Raw genomic sequence first — 26,811 nt, forward strand, 5'->3', positions numbered from 1 at the left:
AAGATTATTAAATGAGATTTACAGATAAAACGGATATTTTTTTTGATCTTGACCATACACTTTGGGATTTTGAGAAAAATTCAGCATTGGCTTTTCAGGCTATTTTTGAAAAACATGAAATTAAAATTCCGCTGGATGACTTTCTGAAACATTATGTTCCGGTTAATACAAAATACTGGAAATTATACCGTGAAGAAAAGATCAGCCAGAAGGATCTGCGTTACAACAGGTTTAAAGAGGTATTCGATTTGTTGGCTTTTCAGATTGATGATGAGAACATCAATTTCCTGGCACAGGAATACATCCTGTACCTGCCGCAGTTCAATTACCTTTTTGATGGAGCGATCGAGATTTTAGACTATCTGAAAGCGAAATATAATCTGCATATTATTACAAACGGTTTTCATGAGGTGCAGCAGGGAAAATTGCGGAATGCCAATATTGAACATTATTTTGTAACGATTACCAACTCGGAAAATGCAGGTGTTAAAAAACCGAATCCGAAAATATTTGAATATGCTTTGGATCTTGCCCGTACGGAAAAACATAAAAGCATTATGATTGGCGACAGCTTTGAAGCCGATATTGAAGGGGCACTCAGCGTAGGACTGGATGCTATCTTTTTTAGTGACGGTAATATGGAGATTCAGAATACCGTACCGCAGGTAGGGCATTTACTGGAGCTTAAAAACATGCTCTAATCAAAAACAAAAGTTATACTAAACGAATACAAATGAAAAAGACCTTTATTTTACTGACGTTGCTGCTGTTGTCGATTACAGGATTCTCGCAAAAGCTAACAGAATATAAATATGTAATTGTACCGGCTAAATTTTCTTTTCTGAAAGATGCCAATAAATACAACCTGAATGCGTTGACCAAAATGGTTTTCGAAAAGAAAGGTTATGTGGTGTTGTATGATACCGATATACTGCCTGATGATCTGGCGAAAAACCGCTGCAAAGCTTTAAGTGCGGACATGTTAGAGGATAACACGCTTTTTTCTACGAAAATAAAGATCGAGCTGAAAGATTGTAAAAACCAGACCGTCTTTTTTTCGGAAGAGGGAACAAGCAGGCTGAAAGAGCTTGATAAAGCCTATATCCAGGCTTTCCGTATTGTCGGCAAGTCAATAGACGAAGGATTGGCAATGGCTAAACCTGCAACAAACCAAGAGGAAGAAGTGGCTGTTGTAAAAGAAGAGGCCGCGCCTAAAGCTGTCGAAACGGTAAAAGCTGTTGAAACAACAACACCTGTGGCTGCAAAAACGGTAATTTCAGGTGCGCTTTATGCTCAGCCTATTGCCGAAGGTTACCAGCTTGTAGACAGTACTCCGAAGATTGTAATGAAACTTTTAAAAACCGGAAATACCGATATGTTCATCGCTAAAAAAGATGCCATCCAGGGTGTTCTGATTAAAAGAAATAACGCGTGGTATTTTGAATACTACCAAAATGAGAAATTGTTATCCGAAAAAATGGATATCAAATTCTAATAGTTGTATTTGTCTTTCCAGCGATTCTTTAAAAACTCCCGGGTCGAATTTTCACGGGAGTTATTTCCCGGTTCATAGAATATGGTATTTTGAAGGTCTTCAGGCAGAAATTCCTGGTCTACAAAATTGTTGGCATAATCATGAGCATATTTATACTCTTCCCCATAACCAAGTTCCTTCATTAACCTGGTCGGCGCATTCCGCAAGTGGATCGGTACCGGTAAATCGCCGGTTTGTTTCACGAATTGCTGCGCTTTTCCAATAGCCATATAGCTGGCATTACTCTTAGGCGATGTAGCCAGGTAAATAGCACACTGGCTTAACAGTATCCGGCTTTCGGGATAACCGATAGTGGTTACCGCCTGAAAGGTATTGTTGGCCATGATCAATGCGGTAGGATTAGCATTTCCAATATCTTCCGAAGCTAAAATAAGCAAACGGCGGGCAATGAACTTCACGTCTTCACCACCTTCAATCATACGGGCTAACCAATATACGGCACCATTAGGGTCGCTGCCGCGGATGGATTTTATAAAAGCAGAAACAATATCATAATGCTGTTCGCCGGTTTTGTCATACAAAACGGTATTTTTCTGAACCAGCTGCATTACCTTGTCGTTTGTAATCTCAATCGTATCGCCTTCGGATGCATTGATCACCAATTCGAAAATATTTAAAAGTTTTCTTCCGTCACCACCGGAAAGTCTTAGCAGGGCTTCGGTTTCTTTCAGCGAGATGTTTTTGGCTTTTAAGATAGTGTCCTGTGCTATCGCGCGGTGTAATAATGCTTCCAGATCTTCTTTGGAAAATGCATTTAAGATATAAACCTGACATCTTGACAATAAAGCGGGAATAACTTCAAAACTCGGATTTTCGGTAGTTGCCCCAATGAGCGTTACCCAACCTTTTTCGACAGCTGCCAGTAAGGAATCCTGCTGCGATTTGCTGAAACGGTGGATCTCATCAATAAATAAAATAGGGTTTTTAGCCGTAAACAAACCGCCGCTTTGTTTTGCCTTGTCGATCACTTCACGCACGTCTTTTACTCCCGAATTAATAGCGCTCAAAACATAGAAAGGACGTTTGCTTTCCTGTGCCATGATTTGTGCCAGAGTTGTTTTTCCGGTACCCGGCGGTCCCCATAAAATAAGGGATGGAATGATCCCGCGGGAAATCTGAAGGGTTAAGGAACCTTGTGGTCCTACTAAATGCGACTGACTGATATATTCGGATAAATGCTGTGGACGTATACGTTCTGCTAAAGGTGCTTCCATGATGTAAAATTACAAAAAAGATTTTTTTATATGGCGGGAATACCGGGCTTAATAGTGATGTGTTTTGTCCGAAATGCGGTGCGGAAAGTTTTTTTAACAACTGCTTGTAAAGAATGAACTGACAAAAAAGCATTAAAAAACTTTTGGTTATGTTTTTGTTGGTGTTTGTGTAGAAAAAAAGAATAGATGAAAGATATTGACTTTAAATTTTCACCTTCTGTAATTGCTTGGCCGTTATATTTCGTCCTGAGTTTATGGCTGGTTTTCTGGGTTGAGGTGAAATTCAAAATAAGCCTTTCGGAATATGGTATTTATCCCAGAACCTTATCCGGTTTGAAAGGCGTGCTCTTTAGCCCTTTCCTGCATGGCGATCTCAAACATTTATACAATAACTCCATTCCGCTGTTAATGCTGATCGCTTCCCTGCGTTATTTTTACAGAAAGCAGGCATTGGAAGTGATGGTTTACGGTATCCTGCTTTCCGGATTCGGAACCTGGCTGATCGGGCGGGAGAGTTACCATATTGGTGCCAGCGGACTGATTTATGTTCTGGTAAGTTTTATGTTCTTTAAAGGAATACAAACAAAGTATTACCGCCTGGTGGCGTTATCGCTTACCATCATTGTACTGTATGGCGGAATGATCTGGTATGTTTTCCCAAGTGCCGAACAGAATATTTCCTGGGAAGGGCATTTAGCCGGTTTTATTACAGGTTACCTGCTGTCCTTTTTTATGAAAACACCGGAATATCAAAAGTCTATTCGGTACGATTGGGAACGCCCAGATTTCGATCCTTCAACCGATCCGTTTATGAAGCACTTTGATGAAAACGGCAATTTTGTAAACCTGCCGAAAGAGGAGGAAACAGCGATAGAACCTGCCGATGAAAGTCCGGGGCATTATGCCACTCCGAGTATGCCGGTGTATTACCGGATCATTTACCGAAGCAATGAGGAAAGTACAGGAGAAAATAAGGAATAAAAAAAGGATTGGGTACCCAATCCTTTTTTTGTATTATATACGTTTTTATAAACTTCTCTGACGTACGGTTTCGTATAAAAAGGCACCGCAGGCAACGGATACATTTAAAGAGGAAATGGTTCCGAACATTGGCAGTTTGGCTTTCTCGTCTACAATTTTTAAAACCGAAGGATTCACACCACGGTCCTCACTACCCATGATAATGGCAAGCGGCTCATTCAGGCTAATGTCATAAATGTTGTGCTCTGTTTTTTCGGTAGCCGCTATGGTTTTAATACCGGAACCCTGTAAATAGAAGATCGCATCTTTAATGTGGTCTACCTTACAGATAGGCACGTTAAAAACGGCACCAGCCGATGTTTTAACCGTATCACCGTTTACCGGAGCCGAACCTTGTTTCTGAACAATAATACCATCCACACCGGTACATTCTGCCGTACGGATAATCGCTCCGAAATTCCGGGCATCCGATAGCTGGTCCAAAATTAGGAATAATGGTTTTTTACCACTTTCAATTACCGATTCAACCAGGTTTTCCAAAGTGTAAAAAGAAATAGGAGCAATACTCGCCACCGCTCCCTGGTGGTTATTGTGGGTTAAGCGGTTTAGTTTTTCTACCGGGACATAAGAAAAATTAATGTTGTTTTTCTTAAGTGTTTTCATCAATTCCTGCATCAAATCACCTTGCGCATCTTTTTGAATAAAAACCTTGTCAATCTCTTTTCCTGCATGTACGGCTTCAATGATTGCCCTGATTCCGAATATCTGATGTTCTTTTTCCATGGGGCAAAGATAAAAAAACCATCACAAAAATACTGTGATGGTTTTTAAATAACTCAAATAAAAGACAGCGGGTTAATTTGTATCCCAGATTAACTTCGTGTCTAATTTGTCTCCTCCGATGTTTTGGGAAGCTTCAAGGTATTTAGCCGGGTTGAGATCTTTCTGGTTTACCGGATAGGTGAGCCTTGAAGGCATTTCTGTTAATTGTTTCAGAGGTGTGAAGATATAGGTGTAAGATCCGTTGATAGGATTGATGAGCGTACCGGTTCCGCCCGGCTGGATCAGGATGTTCGGGAAACCGGTTCTTCGCCATTCTGCCCAGGTTTCATAAGGTTGCATAAACAGGGCGATATATTTTTGTGTCAGTACCGTTTCCTGGGTTGCTGCCGGAAGTGCTGCAATATAGGCATCGATGGCTGGTTGCGTAACATTCCATTTTGCCATCGAGGCCCGAATGCCTTTTTCGTAGTGGCTCTGGCTCCAGCCGTTCACTTCGGATAGCAGGAATTCAACTTCGGCATATTCCATTAGGTACTCGGTATAATCCGGTCTGAAAATGCTGTAACTGTAATGACAGACACCGCTGACCTGGCTGTTTGTCTGGCCGGAAGTGATTCCGTATGGCATTCCCTGGTATTTGCTCAGGTCGCTGGTTTCCGTATAATTATTGTTTAACGAATTGATTTTTGAAGTACCTCTCGGTGCCAGTATTTTTTGTAATCTCGGGTCGGTGCTAAAAGGGCCGATCTGTCCCTTTAAAAGATCGGTAAAGGTTTTCGAAACAGTATAATCGGTTCTGTTGTCTACAAAAAAGGCACGGTAGGTGGGTGCCGGGTTTACAGAATTGGCTTCGAACCGGACACCTATATTATCATTGGCAGAGAGCATTACTCCGGAAGCAATGGCTTCCTGAATATGGGCATTTGCCGATGGGATAACGTTTTTTACCCGGTTGGCGATTCGTAAGCGCAGGGAATTTCCAAAGCGTTTCAGCTTTACAGCGGTGCCAAAAAAGTTATCCTGGTTGTTGTAAAAAACATTGTCGGTAAGGTCAATCATCGCTACAGCCTCCTTTAGTTCTTTTAGCAAATCGGTATAGATTTTTTGCTGTGAGGCAAATTTCGGTGTGAGGTTATTAATGTCCAAAGCCTGGAAATCGGGATCGTCACTCCCAAAAGAATAATAGGGAATGTCGCCGTAAGTATCCACGAGATTGTGAAAGATATACGCGAGCATGATCCGGGCGGCAGCTATCTGATTGTTAGTATTGCCATAAACAGACATTCCGGAAGCCGTAGCGGGATCGGTATTGAGTTCAAGAACCGATTTGAAATTTTTCGCCTGTAAATAGTAGCTGTTAAACAAAGAGGTGTTGGTGGTTTCCCTGAATTGAAAACGGTCTTCCTCGGTATAATTCCGCTGCGCAGAATATTGTACCCAGGGTAAGGTCATCCGGGCAGAACCAAACGATCCTCTCATGTTGACATCAACAATATTCCGGGTAGCGCTGTTAAACAAACCGGGAGTAGTAACATTCGTGGGATTGTTCGGGTTGGTGTTAATCTCGTCAAATCGGTCTGTACAACCGGTAAAGATGAGAAGTGTGAGTAATAGTATTAATTTATTCATGATGTTTAATTTGAAAAGGTTAGATCTTAATTTCTATGTTCATACCGTAGGTTCTGGTTGAGGGTAATGAACCTCCTTCGATACCCTGAATGTTACCGCTTCCGTAACTGGTATTTTCAGGATCCATTCCTCTCCAGGCTAGGTTCCAGGCAAACAGGTTTCTTGCAAAAGCTGCAAAAGTGACACTGTTTATTTTCTTTCCAAGGAATTTTTTAGGCAGGCTGTACCCCAGAGTGGCTTCTCTTAATTTGATATAACCGGCATCGAAAACGTTTTGGGCATCTACACCATTATAGTGTGCTCTTGCCCAGTTATACCCGGAAAGTACGGTGGTGTTCGGAGAACCGTCTGCCTTGACACCTTCCAGTACAATTCCGTTTTCGCGAATCCCGTTCGCAGCCGTGGCTTCTAAAAGCCCGGAATAGGAACCCCACATGTGTGAGGTGGAAAAATAGCTTCCTCCTTTTTGAATATCAATTAAAAATCCGAGGTTGATGCCTTTGTATTGGAAAGCATTTCGGATTCCCATATTGTAATCCGGAATTATGGAACCTAATGCTTTTCGTTCGCCAACTTTATAGGTTCCGTTTGCGTTGATTATTTTGTTGCCATTCTCATCATAGGCATAATCGTTGCCGTATATCTGTCCGTATTTTTCACCAACCACCGCTAATAATGAAACACTGAAAGGTGCATTTACCAGCGTTAAGGATTGGGTGTCTTCATATAAGGAAAGCAGTTTGTTGTTGTTTTTTGAAAAGTTCCAGGTAATGTCCCAGCTAAAGTCGTTTGTTTTTATGGGTGTTAGGTATACTGATGCTTCAATACCGCGGTTGCGCAGTTTACCGGCATTTATATATTTTGATGTAAACCCGGTGGAAGAAGTAATCTGTAAAGGGGTAATCAGGTCCTTGGTAATATCTTCATAAAGCGAAATGTCGAATCCGATCCGGTTGTTCAGCAATTTCATTTCCAATCCTATTTCTTTGCTGGTTTTTATTTCCGGAACTAAATCGGGATTGTTTGCTGTTGACTGATTGGAATAGGATGGGATGTCCTGAAACGGCGTGCCGATGTTGTAATAATTGGCAATTACATAAGGCGAAGCACCATTACTCACCCGTGCCCAGCCGCTTCGGATCTTTCCATAGGATAGCCAGGAGGTGTCTTTTAGCAGTTCGGAGAAAATAAAGCTTCCGGTTACAGAAGGGTAGTTGGCTGCTTTTTTAACGGTTGAAAACCAGTCTTTCCTGTTGGTCGCTTCAAGAAACAGCATGTCTGCATATCCTAAGGATACCATGCCATACAGGCTGTTTACCCTTTCCTGTGAATCATAATTGGAAGAACGGGAAAGGTTTCTGGAATTGGAAAGACTGTACAGGTTCGGGATAATCAATCCTCCGGAAGTAGTTCCGGATAAAGAGCTATAGCTTGAATGTCTCCGGTTTACCCCGGCAAAAGTGTTAAGGCTTAATTTGTCCCAGCGTTTGTCAAGATGAAGGCGTCCTTCATAATTCATTTCGGAGACATTTCGCACTACTTGTGAATAGCCTGACTGTGCCTGTGAGTAAACGGCAACCCGTTCTCTGGTGGTAAGGTTGTACAGGTCGCCGTAAACATTTCCAACCACATAAAGGTTTGTTTGTTTGTTTGTTTGTTTGTTTGTTTGTTTGTTTGTTTGTTTGTTTGTGTGAAATTGTATTTCAGTTTGATGTTCCCGATGTAACGGTTTCGCCGGTCTTCGGAAGTGTTTTCATAAACAGACCAGTAAGGATTGTCGCTATATAGCGGTGTCGCATCGTCCCACGATGCCCTGTTCCAGGAACGCTGCATTCCGTTAGCGAGTTTGTAGTCTTTTAAAGCATCATAATCCAGTTGTCGTTGTGTCCACTGGAAAAATTTCTGGGCTACAGAGTTGTCGCCATATCCCTGCTCGGGTCGGTTAAAGCCTTTTGTTCCGGTATAGGTTAGCATACCGTCAAAGCGCAGCTGTTTGTTTAACTCTGCCCCGCCATTTATAGAAAATGTATTTTTAGACAGTTTGGAATTGGGAACAATCCCTTCGGTAGTCTGGTTGCTGAAAGAAGTCCGGATGTTGTTTTTTTCGGTGGCATGACTCATCGCGATATTGGTTGTGGAGGTATAACCGGTATTGAAAAACGATTTGACCCCTTTTCTGGGGGCGACCCACGGTTTTGTGACCATATAATCGTTGGAAAACTCCGGATCGAATGCATTCCAGGGAAGATACATCAGGTTCGGATCATATCTTGGTCCCCAGCTTTCATCGGCACTATAATCCGCTAAGTTATAAAGCTGACCGTTAATGTTAGCAGTAGGTAAGGTGGTCGAAGAGCCGCCGCCGTATTCGTTTTGCAGTACCGGCATTATATTAATGCTTTCCATTGTTAATCCTGTTTTTAATGATACTTCCGACCGGCCTTTTTTTCCGGATTTTGTGGTGTACATGATCACCCCGTTAGCCGCTCTCGATCCGTATAAAGCAGCGGCAGGACCTCCTTTCAGGACGGAAACGGATTCGATGTCGTCCGGATTGATATCGGCAGAAGCATCACCGTAATCCCTTCCGCCGGCACCTCTCTGGGTTGCTGTGCTGTTGTAGTTTGAATTGTCCATCGGAATACCGTCAATAACAATGAGCGGGCGGTTGTTCTGGGTTACAGAGCCGATACCTCTGATAAGGATTCGTGCCGAGCCGCCCATAGAAGAAGGTGCCGTTACCTGAACTCCGGCAATATTTCCCGATAGCGCACTGAGGGCATTGGTTTGTCCGGCCTGATTGATGACGTCACCTTTTACTTCCTGAGCCGAATAGCCAATGGCCTTCTTTTCCCTTTTTATGCCTAATGCCGTTACTATAATGTCCTGAAGTTCCGTAGTGTTTTCTTCCAGTGTGATGTTCAGGGTAGTGGAAGCCGCCCTGACTTCCTGCGTTTTCATTCCGATAAACGTAATGACTAATGTTGCGGCCGGACTTACCCGGATAGAAAAATTCCCGTTAATGTCGGTTTGTGTACCGTTAGTTGTTCCTTTTTCCATAACACCGGCTCTTGGAATCGGAAAATTATTCAGATCGGTAATCTTACCGCTAACCAGTCGTTCCTGTGCAAAAAGATTTTGGAGGACTAATACAAAGATTAGTGTGACATAAAATTTAAACTGTGTTTTCATCGTAAATATGTTATGGTTTTATCGCTAACATAGTTAAAATGATTGTTGATTGTCAGTTGTTTAGCTACTCAAATATACACAGCTGTGTTTTTTTGGATATAATGGATTAAAGAATTGATTTTACTGCTGTAATTGTGATAATTTTCGATTTAAATGATGAAATAGCAATAAAAATTGAAATGGATATTGGTAGTTTTGTTTTTAAAATACTGATTGTTAGTTTGTTGAGTGTGATATGAGTGTTTTGTTGCGGCAGTATTGTGGCAAAGCGGAATAAAACGGGGTATGTTTTTGTTTTTTTAATCAATGCATAAGGGATAAACATAAAAAAACCATCACAAAAATGCTGTGATGGTTTTTAAATAACTCAAATAAAAGAACTAAGTTTTAATTTACGTCCCAGAAAACTTTTGTGGTAAGCTTGTCGCCGCCAATTGCAGCACTTGCCGCCTGGTAGCTGTTACCGTTAACGGTTTGTTCGTTAACAGGGTACGTTAGCCTAACCGGTATTTTGCCTTCTGCAACAGGGAATGCACTGGGAGGAGCAGTAAGCCCGGGTGCATCTAATCTTCTGAAGGAGTTCCAGGATTCAAAGCCTCTGTTGTACAGTGCTATCCATGCCTGTTTTCCTATTTTTTCTTTCCAGGTTCCGGCTGCCGTAGCATAGGCTACCGTACTTTGTCCAAGATAGGTCGAGATATCGCCGGTTGGGATGTTCCAGTAATTTAATGATGCGGTAATGGCCGCACTATAGTAAGTATCTGGTGTACCACCCACGTTATAACCTCTGGCTGCTGCTTCTGCTAGGTAGAAATTAACTTCTGCCGCATCGAATAGCACTCCTTTGGCATCTGCCTTTTTGATTTCGTCCCCTATGTGGGAATAAGACGTTTCATAAGGTTGTGTATTGGTATATCCGTATGCACCGCCCACATAGCTTCCGTCTGCCATTGGGGTGAAAAATACAGGTCTTCTGGGATCGTTTAGGGTGTTCAGCTCATCAACAAACACAGATGTGGGAACAAAGTCATTTCTGTTGCTGGCAACCAATTCTCCGAAAATCTGGTTGTAGTTTGGCGAAAAGGAATTGAACTGTACCAGAGCGTTGTCGCTATTTGCTGTGATCACACCGGCTGTATAAGCACTTTCAATGGTGGACTGAGCCAGGGAGTTGTTTACATCCGAAATGTTGATCGCCAGTTTTACTTTCAGGGAATTGGCAAACAGTTTCCATTTGGCAATATTACCGTTGTATAGTAAATCGCCTTTGCTGAAAGAAGCAAAGTTGGTATCCAATTGTGCTGTGGCGGCATTCAGCCTGCTAAGCAAATCAAGATAGATTGCCTGGTCGTCGTCATATTTCGGTAAAACAATGTTAACCGGCTGTAAGGCTTCCGTGTAGGGAACATCTCCAAAGGAGTCTACCAGTATCTGGTAAGTGTACACATTTAAGATTTCGATAATAGCCGATTTGTTGATCTGTATTTTATCCCATGTGGCCTGATCGATGTTTTCCGGTTTTGCTTCGGCATCAACTACTTCCTTGGCTGTTTTTAAGTTTCCTAAAACACGGGTATATAAAACTCTCCAGTGGTTGTCCGGAATTCTTCTGCTGGTAAGATTGTATCGGGATTCGGCTCTGTATAGGGTTGCCGCCCAATATTGCGAAAAATAGCGGAATACGTTCAGGTTAACACTTGGTGTTGTCATCTGGTCGGTTAATTCTTTTTGCGAGTTCGATAATAACGCTTCGGCACTGGCGGTATAAGTCTTGCTGGTGTCGTCGTTAAAGTCGATATCATCATTAACACATCCTGTAAAGAATAATGATGCGATTGCTAGTATCGGGATTAATAACTTTTTCATCTTTTAGAAGTTTAATTTTACATTAAATGAATATACTTTAACCGAAGGCATTACACCAGACTGGTATCCTTGTATGTTTCCACCGGATGATCCGGCTTCCGGGTCTGAATATGGAGTGTTTTTATGAATGATCCATAAGTTGTTGCCCAGCAGGCTGAAAGAAGCTCCTTTGATAAAAGAACGACCCAGTAATTTTGCAGGCATGGTATAGGTTAAACCAACTTCTCTTAATTTTACAAAAGACGCATCATAAACATAGGCTTTTTCAGGAGTGGAATCTGCTCCGAAAACATTGGCAGATGCTGTTGCGTCTACACGGATGTCATTTGGCGTTCCGTCTTCTTTTACACCCGGAAGGATGATACCACCACCCTGGCTTAACGGGCTTCTGACAGGGTTTCCTAAATCGTTCAGCCCTGCTGTTTCCGGATATAAACCGGTTTCCTGTCCGTATGCCTGGTCAAGTGAGAAGATGCTACCGCCTTCTCTAACATTAATCAGGAAGCTTAATGATAAATCTTTATAGGTTACTTTGTTGTACACACCGCCAATCCAGTCCGGTTGGATGTTACCCAATACCTGGTCCTGTTTTTGAAGGTATAATCCATCGTCGCCAACTACCGGATTTCCGCTGCCATCATATACATAGTCTGTACCTCTGATGGTTCCGTATGGTTCGCCTACCGTTGCGTTCAGGGAAGTACGCTGGAAAGTAGTCAGTAACAGGTTGGTTCTTCCGGCATCTAGCGATAACAGTTTGTTGACGTTTTTAGACCAGTTCACATTGATCTGCCATGAGAAGTCGTTTGTTTTGATAGGGGTAGCCGTTAAAGCAACCTCGATACCTTTGTTTTCAAGTTCCCCGGCGTTGATCTGTTTGGAGATATATTGTGTTGCCGGCGATTGCGGAACAAAGAAAATCTGGTCTTTGGTATTGGTTTTGTATACCGAAGCATCCAGGCTCAATCGGTTTTTGAATATGGAAGCTTCCAGACCTAATTCCCATGAATGGGTGATTTCCGGTCTTAGTTTTTCAAATTCAATCAGCTGGTCGCTGTTTCCGAAAATCGGGTTGTTGTTAACGGAACCGTTGTTTTGTTTGGCACCAAGTCTTCCGTATAACGGGTCGTTACCCACTCTTGCATAGTTCAATCTTAGTTTTGCAAACGAAAGCCAGTCTGCTTTTATCATTTCTGATAGGATGATACTGGTTCCGGCTGAATAGTAGTCATAACCACGGCTTGATTTTGGTAACGCGGTTGATTCGTCATGACGGAATGAACCTTCCAGGTAAACCATTTTTTTGAAGTCGATATTGGCTTGTCCGTAAACACCGGCTTTTTCATATTTAATGGTCGATTCCACCGGCGGAATGAATACGCTCGAATTGGAAAGGCTGTAAATACCCGGAATTAATAATCCACCGGCAGTTGCTCCTTCAAAAGAGTAGGAGTCGGCCCGGATAAAGTTAAAACCACCGATTATTTTTGCAGACAGGTCCGAAGACAGGCTTAAATCGTAGGTACCAATGATGTCGTAGTTTTGTTGCAGGAAGTCCCGGGTGAACATTACATATCCTGATGATTCTGTTGCCTGGTTTGTAACCTGCGAAATTCCAAATTCTTCGGCGTGGCTGCCTATTGCTTTTCTTAATTCCTGTTTGTCATAAGAATAGTCAATACCCACACGGCCTAACAGGTTGAAGTTTTTGGTGACATCAAAACTGATACTGGCTCCGGTTAACAAACGTTTTCTGTTATCGGTCGTATAGTTTTCATATCTTTCAAAGTAGGGGTTGTTCCAGAAGTTAGGTCTTAAGTCGCCGTTTGTCGGGTCGATCATGTTCCAGGTTACGTTACGTCCGGTTCTGAAATATTCGGAACGCAATTCCTGTACGTCTACGTTAACAGGCCACCATTGTCTGAAACCGGTTAAGAGGTTGTCACCATATCCAACGCTGTTTCTACCGGTTACACTCTGATGGGAGAATGTCATAAAAGAGTTTATCTTGATTTTGTCATTCAGATCTCTGGAGTAGTTACCGCTAATAGCGTTTTTAATTAATTTACTGTTTGGCATAATCCCGGTTTCGGAATTATTGGTATAGCTCAGGTTAAAAGCACTGTTGCTGTCGCCGCCATTCAGGGAAACGTTGTTCACGTAGGAGGTTGAATTCTGGAAGAAAGTGCCCGGATCGTTCTGTGCCGCTACCCATGGGGTTGCCTGTCCGTAGTGTGGATTACCGGGTACGAATGCATTCCAGTTATACACCATTAAGGAAGGATTGAAGGCATTACCATAGGAGGCATCATCACCGGTTGAGGCGACTAAATCAGGAATCCCGTCTCCGTCTACATCAGCCGAATAGATACTGTCTTCTCCGGCATATCCCTGTCCGTATTCTTTCTGGTATTTCGGAAATGTGGATTTGTCATAATACCCTACCGATACTGTTGAGCTGACAGCGATACCAATATCGGAATTTTTTCTTCCTTTTTTAGTGGTAATCATGATGGCTCCCTGTTGGGCTAAACTTCCGTATAGCGCTGTAGCAGCAGCTCCTTTCAATACGTTTATCGACTCGATATTGTTCGGGTCAATATCGGCTGCAGCATTACCAAAGTCATAACCGTCTCTTCCGTTTACGGCATCTTTAGTGTTCAGGTTGGCATTACTGATCGGAATACCGTCTACGACTATTAATGCCTGGTTGTTACCGGTTATGGATTTCGATCCACGCAGTACAATGTTTGTGGATCCTCCAAAGTTGGAGTTGGTTTTTACATCCAGTCCGGCTACTTTACCGGCAAGATTGTTTACGAAATTTGTGGTTGGTGAGGAGTTTATCTGGCTTCCTTCTACTTTTTGAGAGGAATATCCTAAAGATTTTTTATCCCGGGTAATCCCTAAAGCGGTTACTACCACACCTTCTAATACTTTTGCTTCTTCATCTAATTTTACATTCATAACTGTAGATGCTGCCCTGATTTCTTGGGTCTTCATCCCAATAAATGAATAAACCAAAACTGCTGTAGGGCTTACTTTTATTTTATAGTTGCCATCAAAATCAGTTTGTGTTCCATTTGTGGTGCCTTTTACAATGACACTAACACCAGGTAGCGGTAAGCCACTTACATCTGTTACTTTACCGGAAACTGTTCTTTCTTGGGCAAAGAGATTTTGCACAAGTAACACCAATACAAGTGTTAAAAAAGCTTTGAATTTTGCTCTCATTTGTAGTTCTAATTACGGTTATGCGATCAAATTTCTTAAAAATCTCTTAAAAAAACAAGTGAAATGTAAATATTTTATTAAAATAATGAAATACTGATAATTTAAATCTTAACATTTGAGGGATTTTTCTTTCCTTTTAGATTTGGTTATAAAAAATAATCGACCCTTTATTTAAGTGTTAAATAGTAGTTAATTGTTATGAAATGTGTGTTTTTACTGATGTTTTGTTATGATGAAAAAAAACGCAAAGAATTTGGTGTAATAATTTTGGAAGGGAATTTTAAGAGTTGTTAAAATCTTGTTTTGACACTGATGTGGATAATGGAGTTGGAAAGTTTTATTTCCTGGTTTTTTGTACTTCCGTTAGCATAAACGATATTGAAGAGTCCGTTTTTGGTTAGCAGTCCGAAGCCGAAACCAAGACCGAGTAAGTTGTCTTTTAAATTGGAGGTCTTGTCCTGGAAATAGGCGAAGTCGGTAATGGAATGAACGTAAATGTTGGAAGCCAGTACGTAGCGGTACTCGATGAGTAGTCCGGAGTATAAATTGGCCTGCAGGCTGTTTTCGTTAAATCCGCGGATGGAGTTGATTCCTCCGAAGCGGTATAATTCGTTAATGATGTAGTTATTGCTTTGCAGGTAAAAAGTCTGATTCCGCAGGTTAAAGATGTTTCTCCTGTTGAGGTAAATGTTGTGGGCGGCATTGATCTGGAAAAAATACTGATCGTTGCTTTCTATTTTTGATTTCCGGGAGCCGATACCGCCTTTTAACAGCAGGCTGGTTCTTTCCGGGAAAAGGAAATCGTCCGGGTTATAGGCGTAGTATTCGTAGGAGCTGGTAATAAAGGAATTGTTGTAGTTGCTCAGTGTGCTGGAATTTGCTTTTTGAATGTCTACAGATTCGGTTTCCTGGTAGCCAAGGAATACTTTTGAGTTGTAATTAAAGTAATAACCGAGATTGATGTCGGTTGAGGTGTTTTGAAAGGTACTGTCCTGTTTGAATATTTTTAAATTTCCTTTGATCCCCAGCGGACTTTTAAAGAGGTACGGGATTTCTGCGCCCAGGTTGAAGGTGGTTTGTTCTTTTCCGTCGTTTTTCCAGTACAGGTTGAATTTCTCTCCGGAGTTCAGGATGTTGTTTAGCAGCAGGTCAAGGTAACCGTTAAATTTTACAGCACCGTTGTCGTCATTGGAAAAGCCTACAAAACCGTCAAAGCGATTGGGTTTTGCTTTTTCCAGGTAAACATAAACTTTGGTGCTGTCTTTTGTGAAAAGGATTTCCGGATATTTTGTCTGGTTAACAAAAGGCAGTGCATTAAAGCTGTTGTGGATTAGTTTCAGGTTTTCCTGGTTAAAGGTTTTCTTCCGGTTTTGTTTTAAAATGTTTTTGCGGATGCCTTCCGGGAATTTGGTGTATCCGGCAATGACAATGTCGTTCAGGCTGCGTTTTTTTTCTGTGTGGATTTCCAGCTGTGCGGTTAACGTGTGATTTATTTTTTTATAGTCTGTTAATTGAAGTGAGCTAAGGGAGTATCCTTTTTTTTCGAGCGTCTGTATTCCCTGGTTCATAAAGGCTTCTGTTTCGGATAGAGGAATCTGCAGGGTATCGTTTTTGAAATGTAACAGCTCTTTTTCTTCGGCGGTTATGTTACCTATATATATGTGTATAAGGCTGGTTCTCTTTCCGATAGCATACGTGAAGGTAAAAGTACTGTCGTTTGTTTTGGATTGCTCCAGTAGTCTGCTTTCCAGGTAGCCTTTCTTAAAAAGGGAAGTGGCGAAGGTGTTGTTCTCGTCCAGTATGGATTTGGCATTGGCGTGCTTGTGCTGGTAGCCGATGCTGTCGATGGTTTTGTTTTCGGAGATGGCTGTTCCTTCAATTTTCAGGTACAGGTTTTGGGCTTTACCGGAGTGGCAGAGGAGTATGAAAAATGAAAGTAGGAGTAGCTTTTTCAAAGACTAAATTGTTTTGGTAAAAATAACGTAAAAATTACAAAAAAGTATGCCGGAGTTATTTGTGTATTAATGTGGTTGAAAATTAATGTTTTATGATTTGATTTTTGAAAATTAATTTATACATTTGCAACCCCGTAAAAAGCGGGAATTTAATAACGTTAGAAATTTTATTAAAAAATTATGCCAACAATTCAACAATTAGTAAGAACAGGGAGAGCCCAGATAACTAAGAAGAGTAAATCGGCTGCTTTAGATTCTTGTCCTCAAAGAAGAGGGGTTTGTACGCGTGTTTACACTACTACGCCAAAGAAACCAAACTCTGCAATGCGTAAAGTTGCGCGTGTACGTTTGACAAATGGTAATGAAGTGAATGCTTACATCCCAGGAGAAGGACACAATCTACAAGAGCACTCGATAGTATTAGTTAGAGGCGGAAGGGTAAAAGATTTACCAGGTGTTAGATACCACATCGTTCGTGGTGCTTTGGATACTGCCGGAGTTAACGGTAGAACTCAAAGAAGATCTAAATATGGTGCTAAACGCCCTAAAGACAAAAAGTAATTTTTAAAAACTTTTAAAGAAAAGACATGAGAAAAAGACAGGCCAAAAAAAGACCTCTTTTACCAGATCCGAAATTTAACGATCAGTTAGTAACACGTTTTGTGAATAATTTAATGTGGGACGGTAAAAAATCGACTGCTTTCAAAGTATTCTATGATGCTTTAGAGATCGTTGAGACTAAAAAGCAAGATGCAGAAAAATCTTCATTGGAAATCTGGAAAGATGCATTAACAAATGTTATGCCTCACGTAGAAGTAAGAAGCCGCAGAGTTGGTGGAGCTACATTCCAAATCCCAATGCAAATTCGTCCGGATAGAAAAATTTCTATGGCGATGAAATGGATGATTCTTTATGCCAGAAGAAGAAATGAGAAATCTATGGCAGGGAAACTTGCTTCTGAAATTTTAGCTGCTGCAAAAGAAGAAGGTGCTGCTGTTAAAAAGAGAATGGATACTCACAAAATGGCAGAAGCGAACAAAGCATTCTCTCACTTTAGATTTTAATTCATAAGAAACATTAGAAATGGCTAGAGATTTAAAATATACTAGAAATATTGGGATTGCTGCTCACATTGATGCTGGTAAAACAACAACAACAGAGCGTATCTTATTCTATACGGGAAAAACACACAAAATTGGTGAGGTGCACGAAGGTGCTGCAACAATGGACTGGATGGAGCAAGAAGCAGAAAGAGGTATTACTATTACTTCTGCTGCAACAACTTGTACCTGGAATTTCCCTACAAATCAAGGAGCTTCTACTCCTGATACCAAAGACTACCACTTTAATATTATCGATACTCCGGGACACGTTGACTTTACAGTTGAGGTAAACCGTTCGTTACGTGTATTAGATGGATTAGTTTTCTTGTTTAGTGCTGTTGATGGTGTTGAGCCACAATCAGAAACTAACTGGAGACTTGCTGACAACTATAAAGTTCCTCGTATGGGGTTTGTTAACAAGATGGACCGTCAGGGTTCAAACTTCTTAGCAGTTTGTCAACAAGTAAAAGATATGTTGAAATCAAACGCTGTTCCATTGGTATTGCCAATTGGTGATGAGGCTGATTTCAGAGGAGTTGTTGATTTGATCAAAAATCAGGCTATTGTTTGGCATGATGAGACTCAAGGAGCTACTTTTGATATCGTTCCTATCCCTGAGGATATGGTTGCTGATGCAAAACAATACAGAGCACAGTTAATTGAAGAAGTTGCTGCGTATGACGAAAACCTTTTAGAGAAATTCATGGAAGATGAAAGCTCTATTACTGAGGAAGAAATCAACAATGCATTAAGAAGAGCAACTATCGATATGGCTATCATCCCGATGTTGTGTGGTTCTTCATTTAAAAACAAAGGAGTTCAGTTCATGTTGGATTCAGTTTGTAAATTCTTGCCTTCTCCATTGGATAAAGAGGCAATTGAAGGAACAAATCCTGATACCGAGGAGCCAATTTCTCGTAAGCCATCTGTTACAGAGCCTTTCGCTGCTTTAGCATTTAAAATCGCTACTGACCCTTATGTTGGTCGTTTAGCATTCTTCAGAGCTTATTCCGGACGTTTGGACGCAGGTTCTTATGTGTTGAATAACCGTTCTGGAAATAAAGAGCGTATTTCCCGTATCTACCAAATGCACGCTAACAAACAAAATCCTATCGAATATATTGAGGCAGGAGATATTGGAGCTGCTGTTGGATTTAAAGATATCAAAACGGGTGATACCTTATCTGATGAGAAACACCCTATCGTATTAGAATCTATGGATTTCCCTGATCCGGTAATTGGTATCGCTGTTGAGCCTAAAACTAAGGCAGACGTTGATAAAATGGGTATGGCTTTAGCTAAATTAGCTGAAGAGGATCCTACGTTTACAGTGAGAACTGACCATGCTTCAGGACAAACTATTATTTCTGGTATGGGTGAGCTTCACTTAGACATTATTGTGGATCGTATGAGACGTGAGTTTAAAGTAGAAGTAAACCAAGGTGAGCCTCAGGTTGAGTACAAAGAAGCTTTCACAAGATCTGCTCAACACAGAGAAACTTACAAAAAACAGTCTGGTGGACGTGGTAAATTCGGTGATATCGTATTTAGAATTGAGCCTGCTGATGAAGTTGACGGAAAAGTGCCGGTTGGATTACAGTTCGTTAACGAAGTTAAAGGTGGTAACGTTCCTAAGGAATATATCCCGGCTGTAGAAAAAGGATTTAGAGAAGCTATGAAATCAGGTCCATTAGCTGGATATGAAGTTGATAGTTTAAAAGTTACTTTATTGGATGGATCTTTCCACCCGGTGGATTCCGATGCACTATCTTTCGAATTGGCTGCTAAAATGGGATATAAAGAGTCTGCTAAAGCTGCAGGAGCTGTTATCCTTGAGCCAATCATGAAATTAGAGGTATTAACTCCGGAAGAAAATATGGGTGATATTGTTGGGGATTTAAACCGTCGTAGAGGTCAGATCAACAACATGGATGATAGAAATGGTGCTAAAGTTGTTAAAGCTAGTGTGCCGCTTTCTGAAATGTTCGGATATGTAACAACATTGAGAACATTGTCTTCAGGTAGAGCAACTTCTACAATGGAGTTCTCTCACTATGCTGAAACGCCAAACAATATTTCTGAGGAAGTAATTAAAAAAGCAAAAGGTAACGCTTAATTTTTAGGAAAATGAGTCAAAAAATCAGAATAAAATTAAAGTCTTACGATCACAGCTTAGTAGACAAATCTGCTGAGAAAATCGTAAAAACTGTAAAGAGTACAGGTGCTGTGGTAACAGGTCCAATTCCGTTGCCAACACACAAAAAGATTTTCACTGTATTGCGTTCTCCGCACGTAAACAAAAAATCTAGAGAACAATTCGAAGTGAGTTCATACAAAAGATTATTAGATATCTACTCTTCATCTTCAAAAACAATTGATGCTCTAATGAAGTTAGAGTTACCAAGTGGAGTAGAGGTAGAGATCAAAGTGTGATAAAAATCGCATTTTAAAGTATTTAAGCATTAAGTTTTTTTATTTAAAACTTAATGCTTACTTTTGCGCACTCAAAAAATAAATATTTCAATAAGTAATTAATAATTAGTTTTATATGTCTGGGTTAATTGGTAGAAAAATCGGCATGACTAGTATTTTCGATGAAAACGGGAAAAACATTCCTTGTACAGTAATCGAAGCTGGGCCATGCGTTGTTACCCAAGTCAGAACCAATGAGGTTGACGGGTATGAAGCGTTACAACTTGGTTTCGATGACAAAACAGAAAAACACGCTACTAAAGCGGACTTAGGTCACTTTAAAAAAGCGGGTACTGTTGCGAAAAAGAAAGTCGTTGAATTCCAAGATTTTGTAACTGAACACAAATTAGGTGATGTGATCACTGTAGATTTGTTTGAAGAAGGTGAGTTTGTAGACGTACTAGGTGTGTCAAAAGGTAAAGGTTTCCAAGGGGTTGTTAAACGTCACGGTTTTGGTGGTGTTGGACAAGCTACTCATGGTCAGCACAACCGTTTGAGAGCGCCAGGTTCTGTTGGAGCATCATCTTATCCATCTAGAGTATTCAAAGGAATGCGTATGGCTGGAAGAACAGGAGGAGAAAATGTAACAGTTCAAAACCTTAGAGTTTTAAAAGTGGTTGCTGAAAAGAACTTACTTTTGGTTAAAGGAGCTATTCCTGGACACAAAAACTCTTACGTAATCATTCAAAAGTAATGGAAGTAAAAGTATTAGATATCAACGGAAAAGATACTGGAAGAAAAGTTCAACTTTCTGATTCAGTATTCGCAATTGAGCCTAATAATCACGCAGTATATCTTGATGTTAAACAATATTTAGCAAATCAAAGACAAGGTACTCACAAAGCTAAAGAAAGAGCTGAGGTTACTGGAAGTACGCGTAAGATTAAAAAACAAAAAGGAACCGGTACTGCTCGTGCAGGAAGTGTTAAGTCTCCTTTGTTTAAAGGTGGAGGTACAGTTTTTGGACCAAGACAAAGAAGTTATTCTTTCAAATTGAACAAAACTTTAAAGAGATTAGCTAGAAAATCTGCTTTCTCTATCAAAGCAAGTGAGTCCAATTTAGTAGTTCTTGAAGACTTTACTTTTGAAGCTCCAAACACTAAAAATTTCATTAATGTATTGAAAGCTTTAGGGTTAGAAAATAAAAAATCTTTATTTGTGTTGGGTGAATCAAATAAAAATGTATATTTGTCGTCACGCAATTTAAAGGCTTCTAGTGTTGTAACTACTTCAGAATTAAGTACTTATGCTATTTTAAATGCAAATAGTTTAGTGCTTTTGGAGGGTTCTTTAGAAGGAATTGAAGAAAATTTAAGCAAATAATAGGGTATGAGTATCATAATTAAACCTATCATTACTGAAAAAATTACCAAAGAGGGTGAAGTATTCAACCGCTTTGGTTTCGTTGTTGATAAGAAAGCAAACAAAATTCAGATCAAAAATGCAGTTGAGGCTGCTTACGGAGTGAATGTAGTTGCTGTAAACACAATGAATTACAGAGCTGATAGAACGGTTAAATTTACTAAGAGTGGTTTAATCAGTGGAAAGACTAATGCTTACAAAAAAGCAATTGTTCAAGTACAAGAAGGAGAAACAATAGATTTTTATAATAATATCTAATAGAACATGTCAGTTAGAAAATTAAAACCTATTACCCCGGGTCAGCGTTTTAGAGTTGTTAATAGCTTTGACACTATTACAACTGATAAGCCGGAGCGTTCTTTGATCGCACCGAAAAAAAACTCTGGAGGTAGAAATAGTCAAGGAAAGATGACCATGCGCTACACAGGTGGTGGTCACAAACAAAAGTATCGTATTGTTGATTTCAAAAGAACTAAAGTTGGAATTCCGGCTACAGTGAAAACAATCGAATACGATCCGAATCGTTCAGCGTTCATTTCGTTATTGTACTATGCAGATGGTGCTAAAACGTATATCATCGCTCAAAATGGTTTACAAGTGGGACAAACTGTAGTTTCTGGTCCTGAAGCGGCTCCAGAAATTGGTAATACTTTACCTTTAAGTAAAATTCCTCTAGGAACTGTTATTTCTTGTATTGAGTTAAGACCTGGTCAGGGAGCTGTTATTGCTCGTTCTGCTGGTACTTTTGCTCAATTAATGGCGAGAGACGGTAAATATGCTACAATTAAAATGCCTTCAGGTGAAACAAGATTAATCTTGTTAACTTGTTCTGCAACTATTGGAGCAGTATCTAACTCAGATCATCAATTAGTTGTATCAGGAAAAGCTGGTAGATCTAGATGGTTAGGAAGAAGACCGAGAACAAGACCGGTTGCAATGAACCCAGTAGATCACCCGATGGGTGGTGGTGAAGGACGTTCTTCTGGAGGTCACCCACGTTCTAGAAAAGGTTTACCTGCTAAAGGTTATAGAACTCGTTCTAAAGTTAATCCGAGTAATAAGTATATCGTAGAACGTAGAAAGAAATAATAAGTAAGATATGGCACGTTCATTAAAAAAAGGACCTTTTGTACACTATAAATTAGATAAGAAAGTTCAGGAAAATATCGAAAAAGGTAATAAAGGAGTTGTTAAGACTTGGTCTAGAGCTTCAATGATTACTCCGGATTTTGTTGGACAAACTATCGCAGTTCACAACGGTCGTCAATTTGTACCTGTTTACGTAACAGAAAACATGGTAGGTCATAAATTAGGAGAGTTTTCACCAACAAGATCTTTTAGAGGTCATGCTGGAGCAAAAAATAAAGGTAAAAAATAATAAGAAGCTATGGGAGTTCGTAAAAGAGAAAGAGCCGAGCAGATTAAAGAAGCTAACAAGCAAATTGCATTTGCTAAGCTGAATAACTGCCCTACTTCACCTAGAAAAATGCGCTTAGTGGCAGATTTAGTTAGAGGTCAGAAGGTAGAAAAAGCTCTTAATATATTAAGATTTAGTTCAAAAGAAGCTTCTCGCAAATTAGAGAAATTGTTGTTATCGGCTATTGCTAACTGGCAAGCTAAAAACGCAGACGCTAATATGGAAGAAGCAGGCTTATTTGTAAAAGAGATCCGTGTTGATGGTGGTATGATGTTGAAAAGACTTCGTCCGGCTCCACAAGGTCGCGCACACAGAATCAGAAAACGTTCTAACCACGTTACAATCGTGATTGGAGATATTAATAACACACAAAGCAATTAATAAAGATGGGACAAAAGACAAATCCAATCGGAAATCGCCTTGGTATCATCAGAGGATGGGATTCTAACTGGTATGGTGGAAATGACTACGGTGATAAACTTGCCGAAGATCACAAAATCAGAAAGTACATTCATGCTCGTTTATCAAAAGCTAGTGTATCTAAAGTAATCATCGAGAGAACTTTGAAACTTGTAACCGTTACTATCACTACTGCCAGACCTGGTATCATTATCGGAAAAGGTGGTCAAGAGGTAGACAAGTTAAAAGAAGAACTTAAGAAAATTACTGACAAAGAGGTTCAAATTAACATCTTTGAAATTAAAAGACCTGAACTTGATGCTTACTTAGTAGGTACAAGTATCGCTCGTCAGATTGAAAGTCGTATTTCTTACAGACGTGCAATTAAAATGGCTATTGCTGCTGCTATGCGTATGAACGCTGAAGGTATCAAAGTTATGATTTCTGGTCGTTTGAACGGAGCTGAAATGGCACGTTCAGAAATGTTCAAAGAAGGACGTATTCCTCTATCAACTTTCAGAGCTGACATCGATTACTCACTAGCTGAAGCACATACTACTTATGGTAGAATGGGTATCAAAGTGTGGATCATGAAAGGTGAAGTTTACGGAAAAAGAGATCTTTCCCCGTTAGTAGGTATGGACAAAAAACAGTCTAAATCTACAGGATCTTCTTCTTCTCCAAAAGGAAATGGTAGACCTAACCAACGCAAAAGAAAGTAATTTTTAAACTAAAGAAAAATGTTACAGCCTAAAAGAACAAAATACCGTAAGGTACAGAAAGGTAAAATGAAAGGCATTTCTCAAAGAGGACATGAACTTTCTAATGGAATGTTTGGTATCAAATCTTTAGATTCGTCATTTATTACTTCTCGTCAAATCGAAGCTGCGCGTATTGCTGCAACTCGTTACATGAAAAGAGAGGGACAATTATGGATTAAAATTTTCCCAGATAAACCTATCACCAAGAAACCTCTTGAAGTACGTATGGGTAAAGGTAAAGGTGCAGTTGAATACTGGGCTGCAGTTGTGAAACCTGGAAGAATTATGTTTGAAGTTGGAGGAGTTCCTCTTTCTGTTGCAAAAGAGGCTTTACGTCTTGCTGCACAAAAACTTCCTGTTAAAACTAAGTTTATCGTTGCTAGAGATTTCGAAGCATAATCAATTTTTATTATGAAACAATCAGAAATTAAGAATCTATCTGCAGCTGAGTTACAAGGACAACTTAGTCAGTTAAAGAAGACATATGCCGACCTAAAAACAGCTCACGCTATTTCTCCAATTGAAAACCCGTTACAGTTAAGAACTGTAAGAAGATCGATTGCTAGAGTTGCCTCTGAGCTAAGCAAAAGAGAGTTACAATAATTGTATTCTGCTGAAAGATGGAAAAAAGAAATTTAAGAAAAGAAAGAATAGGTGTAGTTACAAGCAACAAAATGGAAAAATCTATTGTTGTTTCTGAAACAAGAAGAGTAAAACACCCGTTATATGGTAAGTTCGTGTTAAAGACTAAAAAATATGTTGCGCACGACGAAACAAACGATTGCAATATTGGAGATACTGTAAGAATTATGGAGACACGTCCATTAAGTAAATCTAAATGTTGGAGATTAGTTGAAATCATTGAAAGAGCGAAGTAATTATGGTACAACAAGAATCTAGATTAAAAGTAGCAGATAACACGGGAGCTAAAGAAGTTTTAACTATCCGTGTTTTAGGAGGAACGAAACGTCGTTATGCCTCTGTTGGAGATAAAATTGTAGTGTCAATTAAAGATGCAACACCAAACGGAAACGTTAAGAAAGGTGCTGTATCCACTGCAGTTGTTGTACGTACCAAAAAAGAAGTGAGAAGAGCCGACGGTTCATACATCAGATTTGACGATAACGCTTGCGTATTGTTAAATGCTGCTGGTGAAATGAGAGGAACTCGTGTTTTTGGTCCTGTAGCAAGAGAACTTCGTGAAAAACAATTCATGAAAATTGTATCATTAGCACCAGAAGTGCTTTAATTCGTTGTAAAAATGATAAAGCTAAAAATTAAATCAGGAGATATCGTAAAAGTAATCGCTGGAGACCATAAAGGTGCTGAAGGTAAAGTTTTACGTGTACTTCGCGAGAAAAATAAAGCGGTAGTTGAAGGTGTTAACATGGTTTCGAAACATACTAAACCAAGTGCAAAAAACCCTCAAGGTGGTATCGTTAAAAAAGAAGCTCCAATTCATATCTCTAATATCGCTCTAGTTGATCCTAAAACTAAGGAAGCAACAAGAGTAGGAGTTAAAGTAGAAGGAGATAAGAAAGTGAGATTTTCAAAAAAATCTAATCAAGTATTATAGTGATGGCTTATATACCTAGACTAAAAGAAGAATATAAGAGCAGAGTAATTGCTGCTCTTACAGAAGAGTACGGTTACAAAAACGTTATGCAGGTTCCTAAACTTGAAAAAATCGTTGTAAGCCGTGGTGTTGGTGCAGCTGTATCAGATAAGAAATTAGTTGATCATGCAGTTGAAGAATTAACAAAAATTACAGGTCAAAAAGCAGTATCTACCATTTCTAAAAAAGACGTTGCGTCTTTCAAATTAAGAAAAGGTATGCCAATTGGTGCTAAAGTAACTTTACGTGGAGAAAGAATGTATGAATTCTTAGATCGTTTGATCACTTCTGCATTACCACGTGTAAGAGATTTCGGTGGTATCAAAGCAACTGGATTTGATGGTAGAGGTAATTATAACCTAGGAGTTTTGGAGCAAATCATTTTCCCTGAAATTGATATTGACAAAGTAAACAAAATTGCTGGTTTCGATATTACTTTTGTAACTTCAGCATCAACAGATAAAGAAGCGAAGTCATTATTAGTACAATTAGGATTACCTTTTAAAAAGAATTAAGTTATGGCTAAAGAATCAATGAAAGCCCGCGAGGTAAAAAGACAAGCGTTGGTAGACAAGTATGCTGAAAAAAGAAAAGCTTTGTTAGAAGCTGGAGATTATGAAGGTTTACAAAAGTTACCAAAAAATGCTTCTCCTGTTCGTTTACACAATCGTTGTAAATTAACCGGAAGACCAAGAGGGTATATGCGTCAATTCGGTATTTCACGTGTAACTTTCCGTGAAATGGCTAATAATGGATTGATTCCAGGGGTTAGAAAAGCTAGCTGGTAATATAAAAGAATTATAAATTGATTAAAGGTTCGGTAAATGAGTATTTACCGAAAACCATAATCGCAAATTAATACATATGTATACAGATCCTATTGCAGATTTTTTGACAAGAGTTAGAAATGCGGTACGTGCTAACCACAAAGTGGTTGAAATTCCTGCTTCTAATTTGAAAAAAGAAATCACAAAGATTTTATTTGATCAAGGCTATATTTTAAGCTACAAATTTGATGACAGTACTGTTCAAGGTACCATCAAAATCGCTCTTAAGTATGATAAAGAAACTAAAGAGTCTGTAATTAAAGATATCCAAAGAATTAGTAAACCAGGTTTACGTAAGTACGCTGGTGCTGCTAACCTACCGAGAATCTTAAACGGTTTAGGTATTGCTATCGTTTCTACATCAAAAGGTTTGATGACTGGAAAACAAGCGAAGCAATTAAATGTTGGTGGTGAAGTAATTTGTTACGTATACTAATTAAAAGACT

General features: G+C 39.7%; 30 protein-coding genes. 22 read left to right on the plus strand and 8 right to left on the minus strand.

The genetic code is table 11. The features are described 5' to 3' along the window. The first annotated feature begins 11 nt into the window (after positions 1-11). Together HW120_RS06740 and HW120_RS06745 are read left to right on the plus strand one after the other, a co-directional pair. Complete coding sequence (locus HW120_RS06740) at positions 12-701, plus strand: YjjG family noncanonical pyrimidine nucleotidase (RefSeq protein ID WP_177732406.1); 690 nt, start codon at positions 12-14, stop codon at positions 699-701. 32 nt (positions 702-733) lie between these two features. Beyond that, positions 734-1,495: a hypothetical protein gene (locus tag HW120_RS06745; protein WP_177732408.1), complete on the plus strand. Its 762-nt coding sequence runs from the start codon at positions 734-736 to the stop codon at positions 1,493-1,495. On the opposite strand, the gene HW120_RS06750 is transcribed toward HW120_RS06745, so the two are convergent. After that, positions 1,492-2,769, minus strand: coding sequence for a replication-associated recombination protein A (locus HW120_RS06750; RefSeq protein ID WP_177732411.1), 1,278 nt, complete (start codon positions 2,767-2,769; stop codon positions 1,492-1,494). The genes HW120_RS06745 and HW120_RS06750 overlap by 4 nt on opposite strands. Positions 2,770-2,955: 186 nt before the next feature. Between HW120_RS06750 and HW120_RS06755 the strand changes: the two genes are divergently transcribed. After that, positions 2,956-3,750 carry a rhomboid family intramembrane serine protease gene (locus tag HW120_RS06755; protein ID WP_177732414.1) on the plus strand — a complete coding sequence of 265 codons (795 nt, stop codon included), beginning with the start codon at positions 2,956-2,958 and terminating at the stop codon, positions 3,748-3,750. A gap of 45 nt (positions 3,751-3,795) precedes the next feature. Here HW120_RS06755 and rlmB read toward each other — a convergent pair whose 3' ends face one another. The 7 genes from rlmB to HW120_RS06785 all read right to left on the minus strand — a co-directional run bounded on the left by rlmB (position 3,796) and on the right by HW120_RS06785 (position 16,409). Beyond that, positions 3,796-4,533 carry a 23S rRNA (guanosine(2251)-2'-O)-methyltransferase RlmB gene (gene rlmB / locus HW120_RS06760; protein ID WP_177732417.1) on the minus strand — a complete coding sequence of 246 codons (738 nt, stop codon included), beginning with the start codon at positions 4,531-4,533 and terminating at the stop codon, positions 3,796-3,798. A 72-nt stretch (positions 4,534-4,605) separates the two neighbouring features. Then, positions 4,606-6,162 carry a SusD/RagB family nutrient-binding outer membrane lipoprotein gene (locus HW120_RS06765; protein ID WP_177732420.1) on the minus strand — a complete coding sequence of 519 codons (1,557 nt, stop codon included), beginning with the start codon at positions 6,160-6,162 and terminating at the stop codon, positions 4,606-4,608. A 19-nt stretch (positions 6,163-6,181) separates the two neighbouring features. Then, positions 6,182-7,792 carry a SusC/RagA family TonB-linked outer membrane protein gene (locus HW120_RS17815; RefSeq protein WP_317168418.1) on the minus strand — a complete coding sequence of 537 codons (1,611 nt, stop codon included), beginning with the start codon at positions 7,790-7,792 and terminating at the stop codon, positions 6,182-6,184. Next, the gene (locus tag HW120_RS17820) at positions 7,699-9,354 is read right to left on the minus strand and encodes a TonB-dependent receptor plug domain-containing protein (RefSeq protein WP_317168419.1); all 1,656 of its coding nucleotides are present in this window, start codon (positions 9,352-9,354) and stop codon (positions 7,699-7,701) included. The genes HW120_RS17815 and HW120_RS17820 overlap by 94 nt, the downstream gene beginning before the upstream one ends. A 387-nt stretch (positions 9,355-9,741) precedes the next feature. Next, a complete protein-coding gene (locus HW120_RS06775) occupies positions 9,742-11,220 on the minus strand; it encodes a SusD/RagB family nutrient-binding outer membrane lipoprotein (protein ID WP_177732423.1) in 1,479 nt (492 codons plus the stop codon). Between the two features lie 3 nt (positions 11,221-11,223). Continuing rightward, positions 11,224-14,454, minus strand: coding sequence for a SusC/RagA family TonB-linked outer membrane protein (locus HW120_RS06780; RefSeq protein WP_177732426.1), 3,231 nt, complete (start codon positions 14,452-14,454; stop codon positions 11,224-11,226). A gap of 290 nt (positions 14,455-14,744) precedes the next feature. Next, positions 14,745-16,409 carry a BamA/TamA family outer membrane protein gene (locus HW120_RS06785; protein WP_177732429.1) on the minus strand — a complete coding sequence of 555 codons (1,665 nt, stop codon included), beginning with the start codon at positions 16,407-16,409 and terminating at the stop codon, positions 14,745-14,747. 180 nt (positions 16,410-16,589) lie between these two features. Between HW120_RS06785 and rpsL the strand changes: the two genes are divergently transcribed. The 19 genes from rpsL (at position 16,590) to rpsH (ending at position 26,801) form a co-directional block, all read left to right on the plus strand. Continuing rightward, the gene (rpsL, locus tag HW120_RS06790; RefSeq protein WP_114757561.1) at positions 16,590-16,970 is read left to right on the plus strand and encodes a 30S ribosomal protein S12; all 381 of its coding nucleotides are present in this window, start codon (positions 16,590-16,592) and stop codon (positions 16,968-16,970) included. A 26-nt stretch (positions 16,971-16,996) separates the two neighbouring features. Then, complete coding sequence (gene rpsG, locus HW120_RS06795) at positions 16,997-17,473, plus strand: 30S ribosomal protein S7 (protein WP_177732432.1); 477 nt, start codon at positions 16,997-16,999, stop codon at positions 17,471-17,473. 19 nt (positions 17,474-17,492) lie between these two features. Then, the gene (gene fusA, locus HW120_RS06800) at positions 17,493-19,628 is read left to right on the plus strand and encodes an elongation factor G (protein WP_177732435.1); all 2,136 of its coding nucleotides are present in this window, start codon (positions 17,493-17,495) and stop codon (positions 19,626-19,628) included. A gap of 11 nt (positions 19,629-19,639) precedes the next feature. After that, entirely contained in the window at positions 19,640-19,945 is a 306-nt protein-coding gene (gene rpsJ / locus HW120_RS06805) for a 30S ribosomal protein S10 (RefSeq protein ID WP_020213633.1), read from the plus strand. 115 nt (positions 19,946-20,060) lie between these two features. Beyond that, the gene (gene rplC, locus HW120_RS06810; protein ID WP_177732437.1) at positions 20,061-20,678 is read left to right on the plus strand and encodes a 50S ribosomal protein L3; all 618 of its coding nucleotides are present in this window, start codon (positions 20,061-20,063) and stop codon (positions 20,676-20,678) included. After that, entirely contained in the window at positions 20,678-21,307 is a 630-nt protein-coding gene (gene rplD, locus HW120_RS06815; protein ID WP_177732439.1) for a 50S ribosomal protein L4, read from the plus strand. Before rplC ends, rplD begins: the two co-directional genes overlap by 1 nt. A gap of 6 nt (positions 21,308-21,313) precedes the next feature. Then, positions 21,314-21,604, plus strand: coding sequence for a 50S ribosomal protein L23 (gene rplW, locus HW120_RS06820; RefSeq protein WP_177732442.1), 291 nt, complete (start codon positions 21,314-21,316; stop codon positions 21,602-21,604). Positions 21,605-21,610: 6 nt separating this feature from the next. Then, complete coding sequence (rplB, locus tag HW120_RS06825) at positions 21,611-22,435, plus strand: 50S ribosomal protein L2 (RefSeq protein WP_177732445.1); 825 nt, start codon at positions 21,611-21,613, stop codon at positions 22,433-22,435. Positions 22,436-22,445: 10 nt separating this feature from the next. Beyond that, positions 22,446-22,724 (plus strand): 30S ribosomal protein S19, encoded by a 279-nt coding sequence (gene rpsS, locus HW120_RS06830; protein ID WP_014085019.1) that lies wholly within the window; start codon positions 22,446-22,448, stop codon positions 22,722-22,724. A 9-nt stretch (positions 22,725-22,733) separates the two neighbouring features. Next, on the plus strand, positions 22,734-23,144 hold the full coding sequence (rplV, locus tag HW120_RS06835; RefSeq protein ID WP_136403049.1) for a 50S ribosomal protein L22: 411 nt from the start codon (positions 22,734-22,736) through the stop codon (positions 23,142-23,144). 5 nt (positions 23,145-23,149) lie between these two features. Further along, positions 23,150-23,884 carry a 30S ribosomal protein S3 gene (rpsC, locus tag HW120_RS06840; protein ID WP_177732448.1) on the plus strand — a complete coding sequence of 245 codons (735 nt, stop codon included), beginning with the start codon at positions 23,150-23,152 and terminating at the stop codon, positions 23,882-23,884. 18 nt (positions 23,885-23,902) lie between these two features. Next, the gene (gene rplP, locus HW120_RS06845) at positions 23,903-24,322 is read left to right on the plus strand and encodes a 50S ribosomal protein L16 (protein WP_177732451.1); all 420 of its coding nucleotides are present in this window, start codon (positions 23,903-23,905) and stop codon (positions 24,320-24,322) included. Positions 24,323-24,334: 12 nt separating this feature from the next. Beyond that, on the plus strand, positions 24,335-24,526 hold the full coding sequence (gene rpmC, locus HW120_RS06850; RefSeq protein ID WP_177732454.1) for a 50S ribosomal protein L29: 192 nt from the start codon (positions 24,335-24,337) through the stop codon (positions 24,524-24,526). Between the two features lie 17 nt (positions 24,527-24,543). After that, positions 24,544-24,801, plus strand: a complete 258-nt coding sequence (rpsQ, locus tag HW120_RS06855) for a 30S ribosomal protein S17 (protein WP_177732457.1) — start codon at positions 24,544-24,546, stop codon at positions 24,799-24,801. Positions 24,802-24,803: 2 nt separating this feature from the next. Continuing rightward, positions 24,804-25,172, plus strand: a complete 369-nt coding sequence (rplN, locus tag HW120_RS06860) for a 50S ribosomal protein L14 (RefSeq protein ID WP_007803649.1) — start codon at positions 24,804-24,806, stop codon at positions 25,170-25,172. A gap of 12 nt (positions 25,173-25,184) precedes the next feature. Continuing rightward, positions 25,185-25,499 (plus strand): 50S ribosomal protein L24, encoded by a 315-nt coding sequence (rplX, locus tag HW120_RS06865; protein ID WP_177732459.1) that lies wholly within the window; start codon positions 25,185-25,187, stop codon positions 25,497-25,499. A 2-nt stretch (positions 25,500-25,501) separates the two neighbouring features. Continuing rightward, complete coding sequence (gene rplE, locus HW120_RS06870) at positions 25,502-26,053, plus strand: 50S ribosomal protein L5 (protein WP_177732462.1); 552 nt, start codon at positions 25,502-25,504, stop codon at positions 26,051-26,053. 3 nt (positions 26,054-26,056) lie between these two features. Then, a complete protein-coding gene (gene rpsN, locus HW120_RS06875) occupies positions 26,057-26,326 on the plus strand; it encodes a 30S ribosomal protein S14 (protein ID WP_177732466.1) in 270 nt (89 codons plus the stop codon). A 76-nt stretch (positions 26,327-26,402) separates the two neighbouring features. Further along, entirely contained in the window at positions 26,403-26,801 is a 399-nt protein-coding gene (gene rpsH, locus HW120_RS06880) for a 30S ribosomal protein S8 (RefSeq protein WP_177732469.1), read from the plus strand. Positions 26,802-26,811: the final 10 nt, after the last annotated feature.

The sequence above is a fragment of the Flavobacterium inviolabile genome, assembly GCF_013389455.1.
GTDB lineage: Bacteria > Bacteroidota > Bacteroidia > Flavobacteriales > Flavobacteriaceae > Flavobacterium > Flavobacterium inviolabile.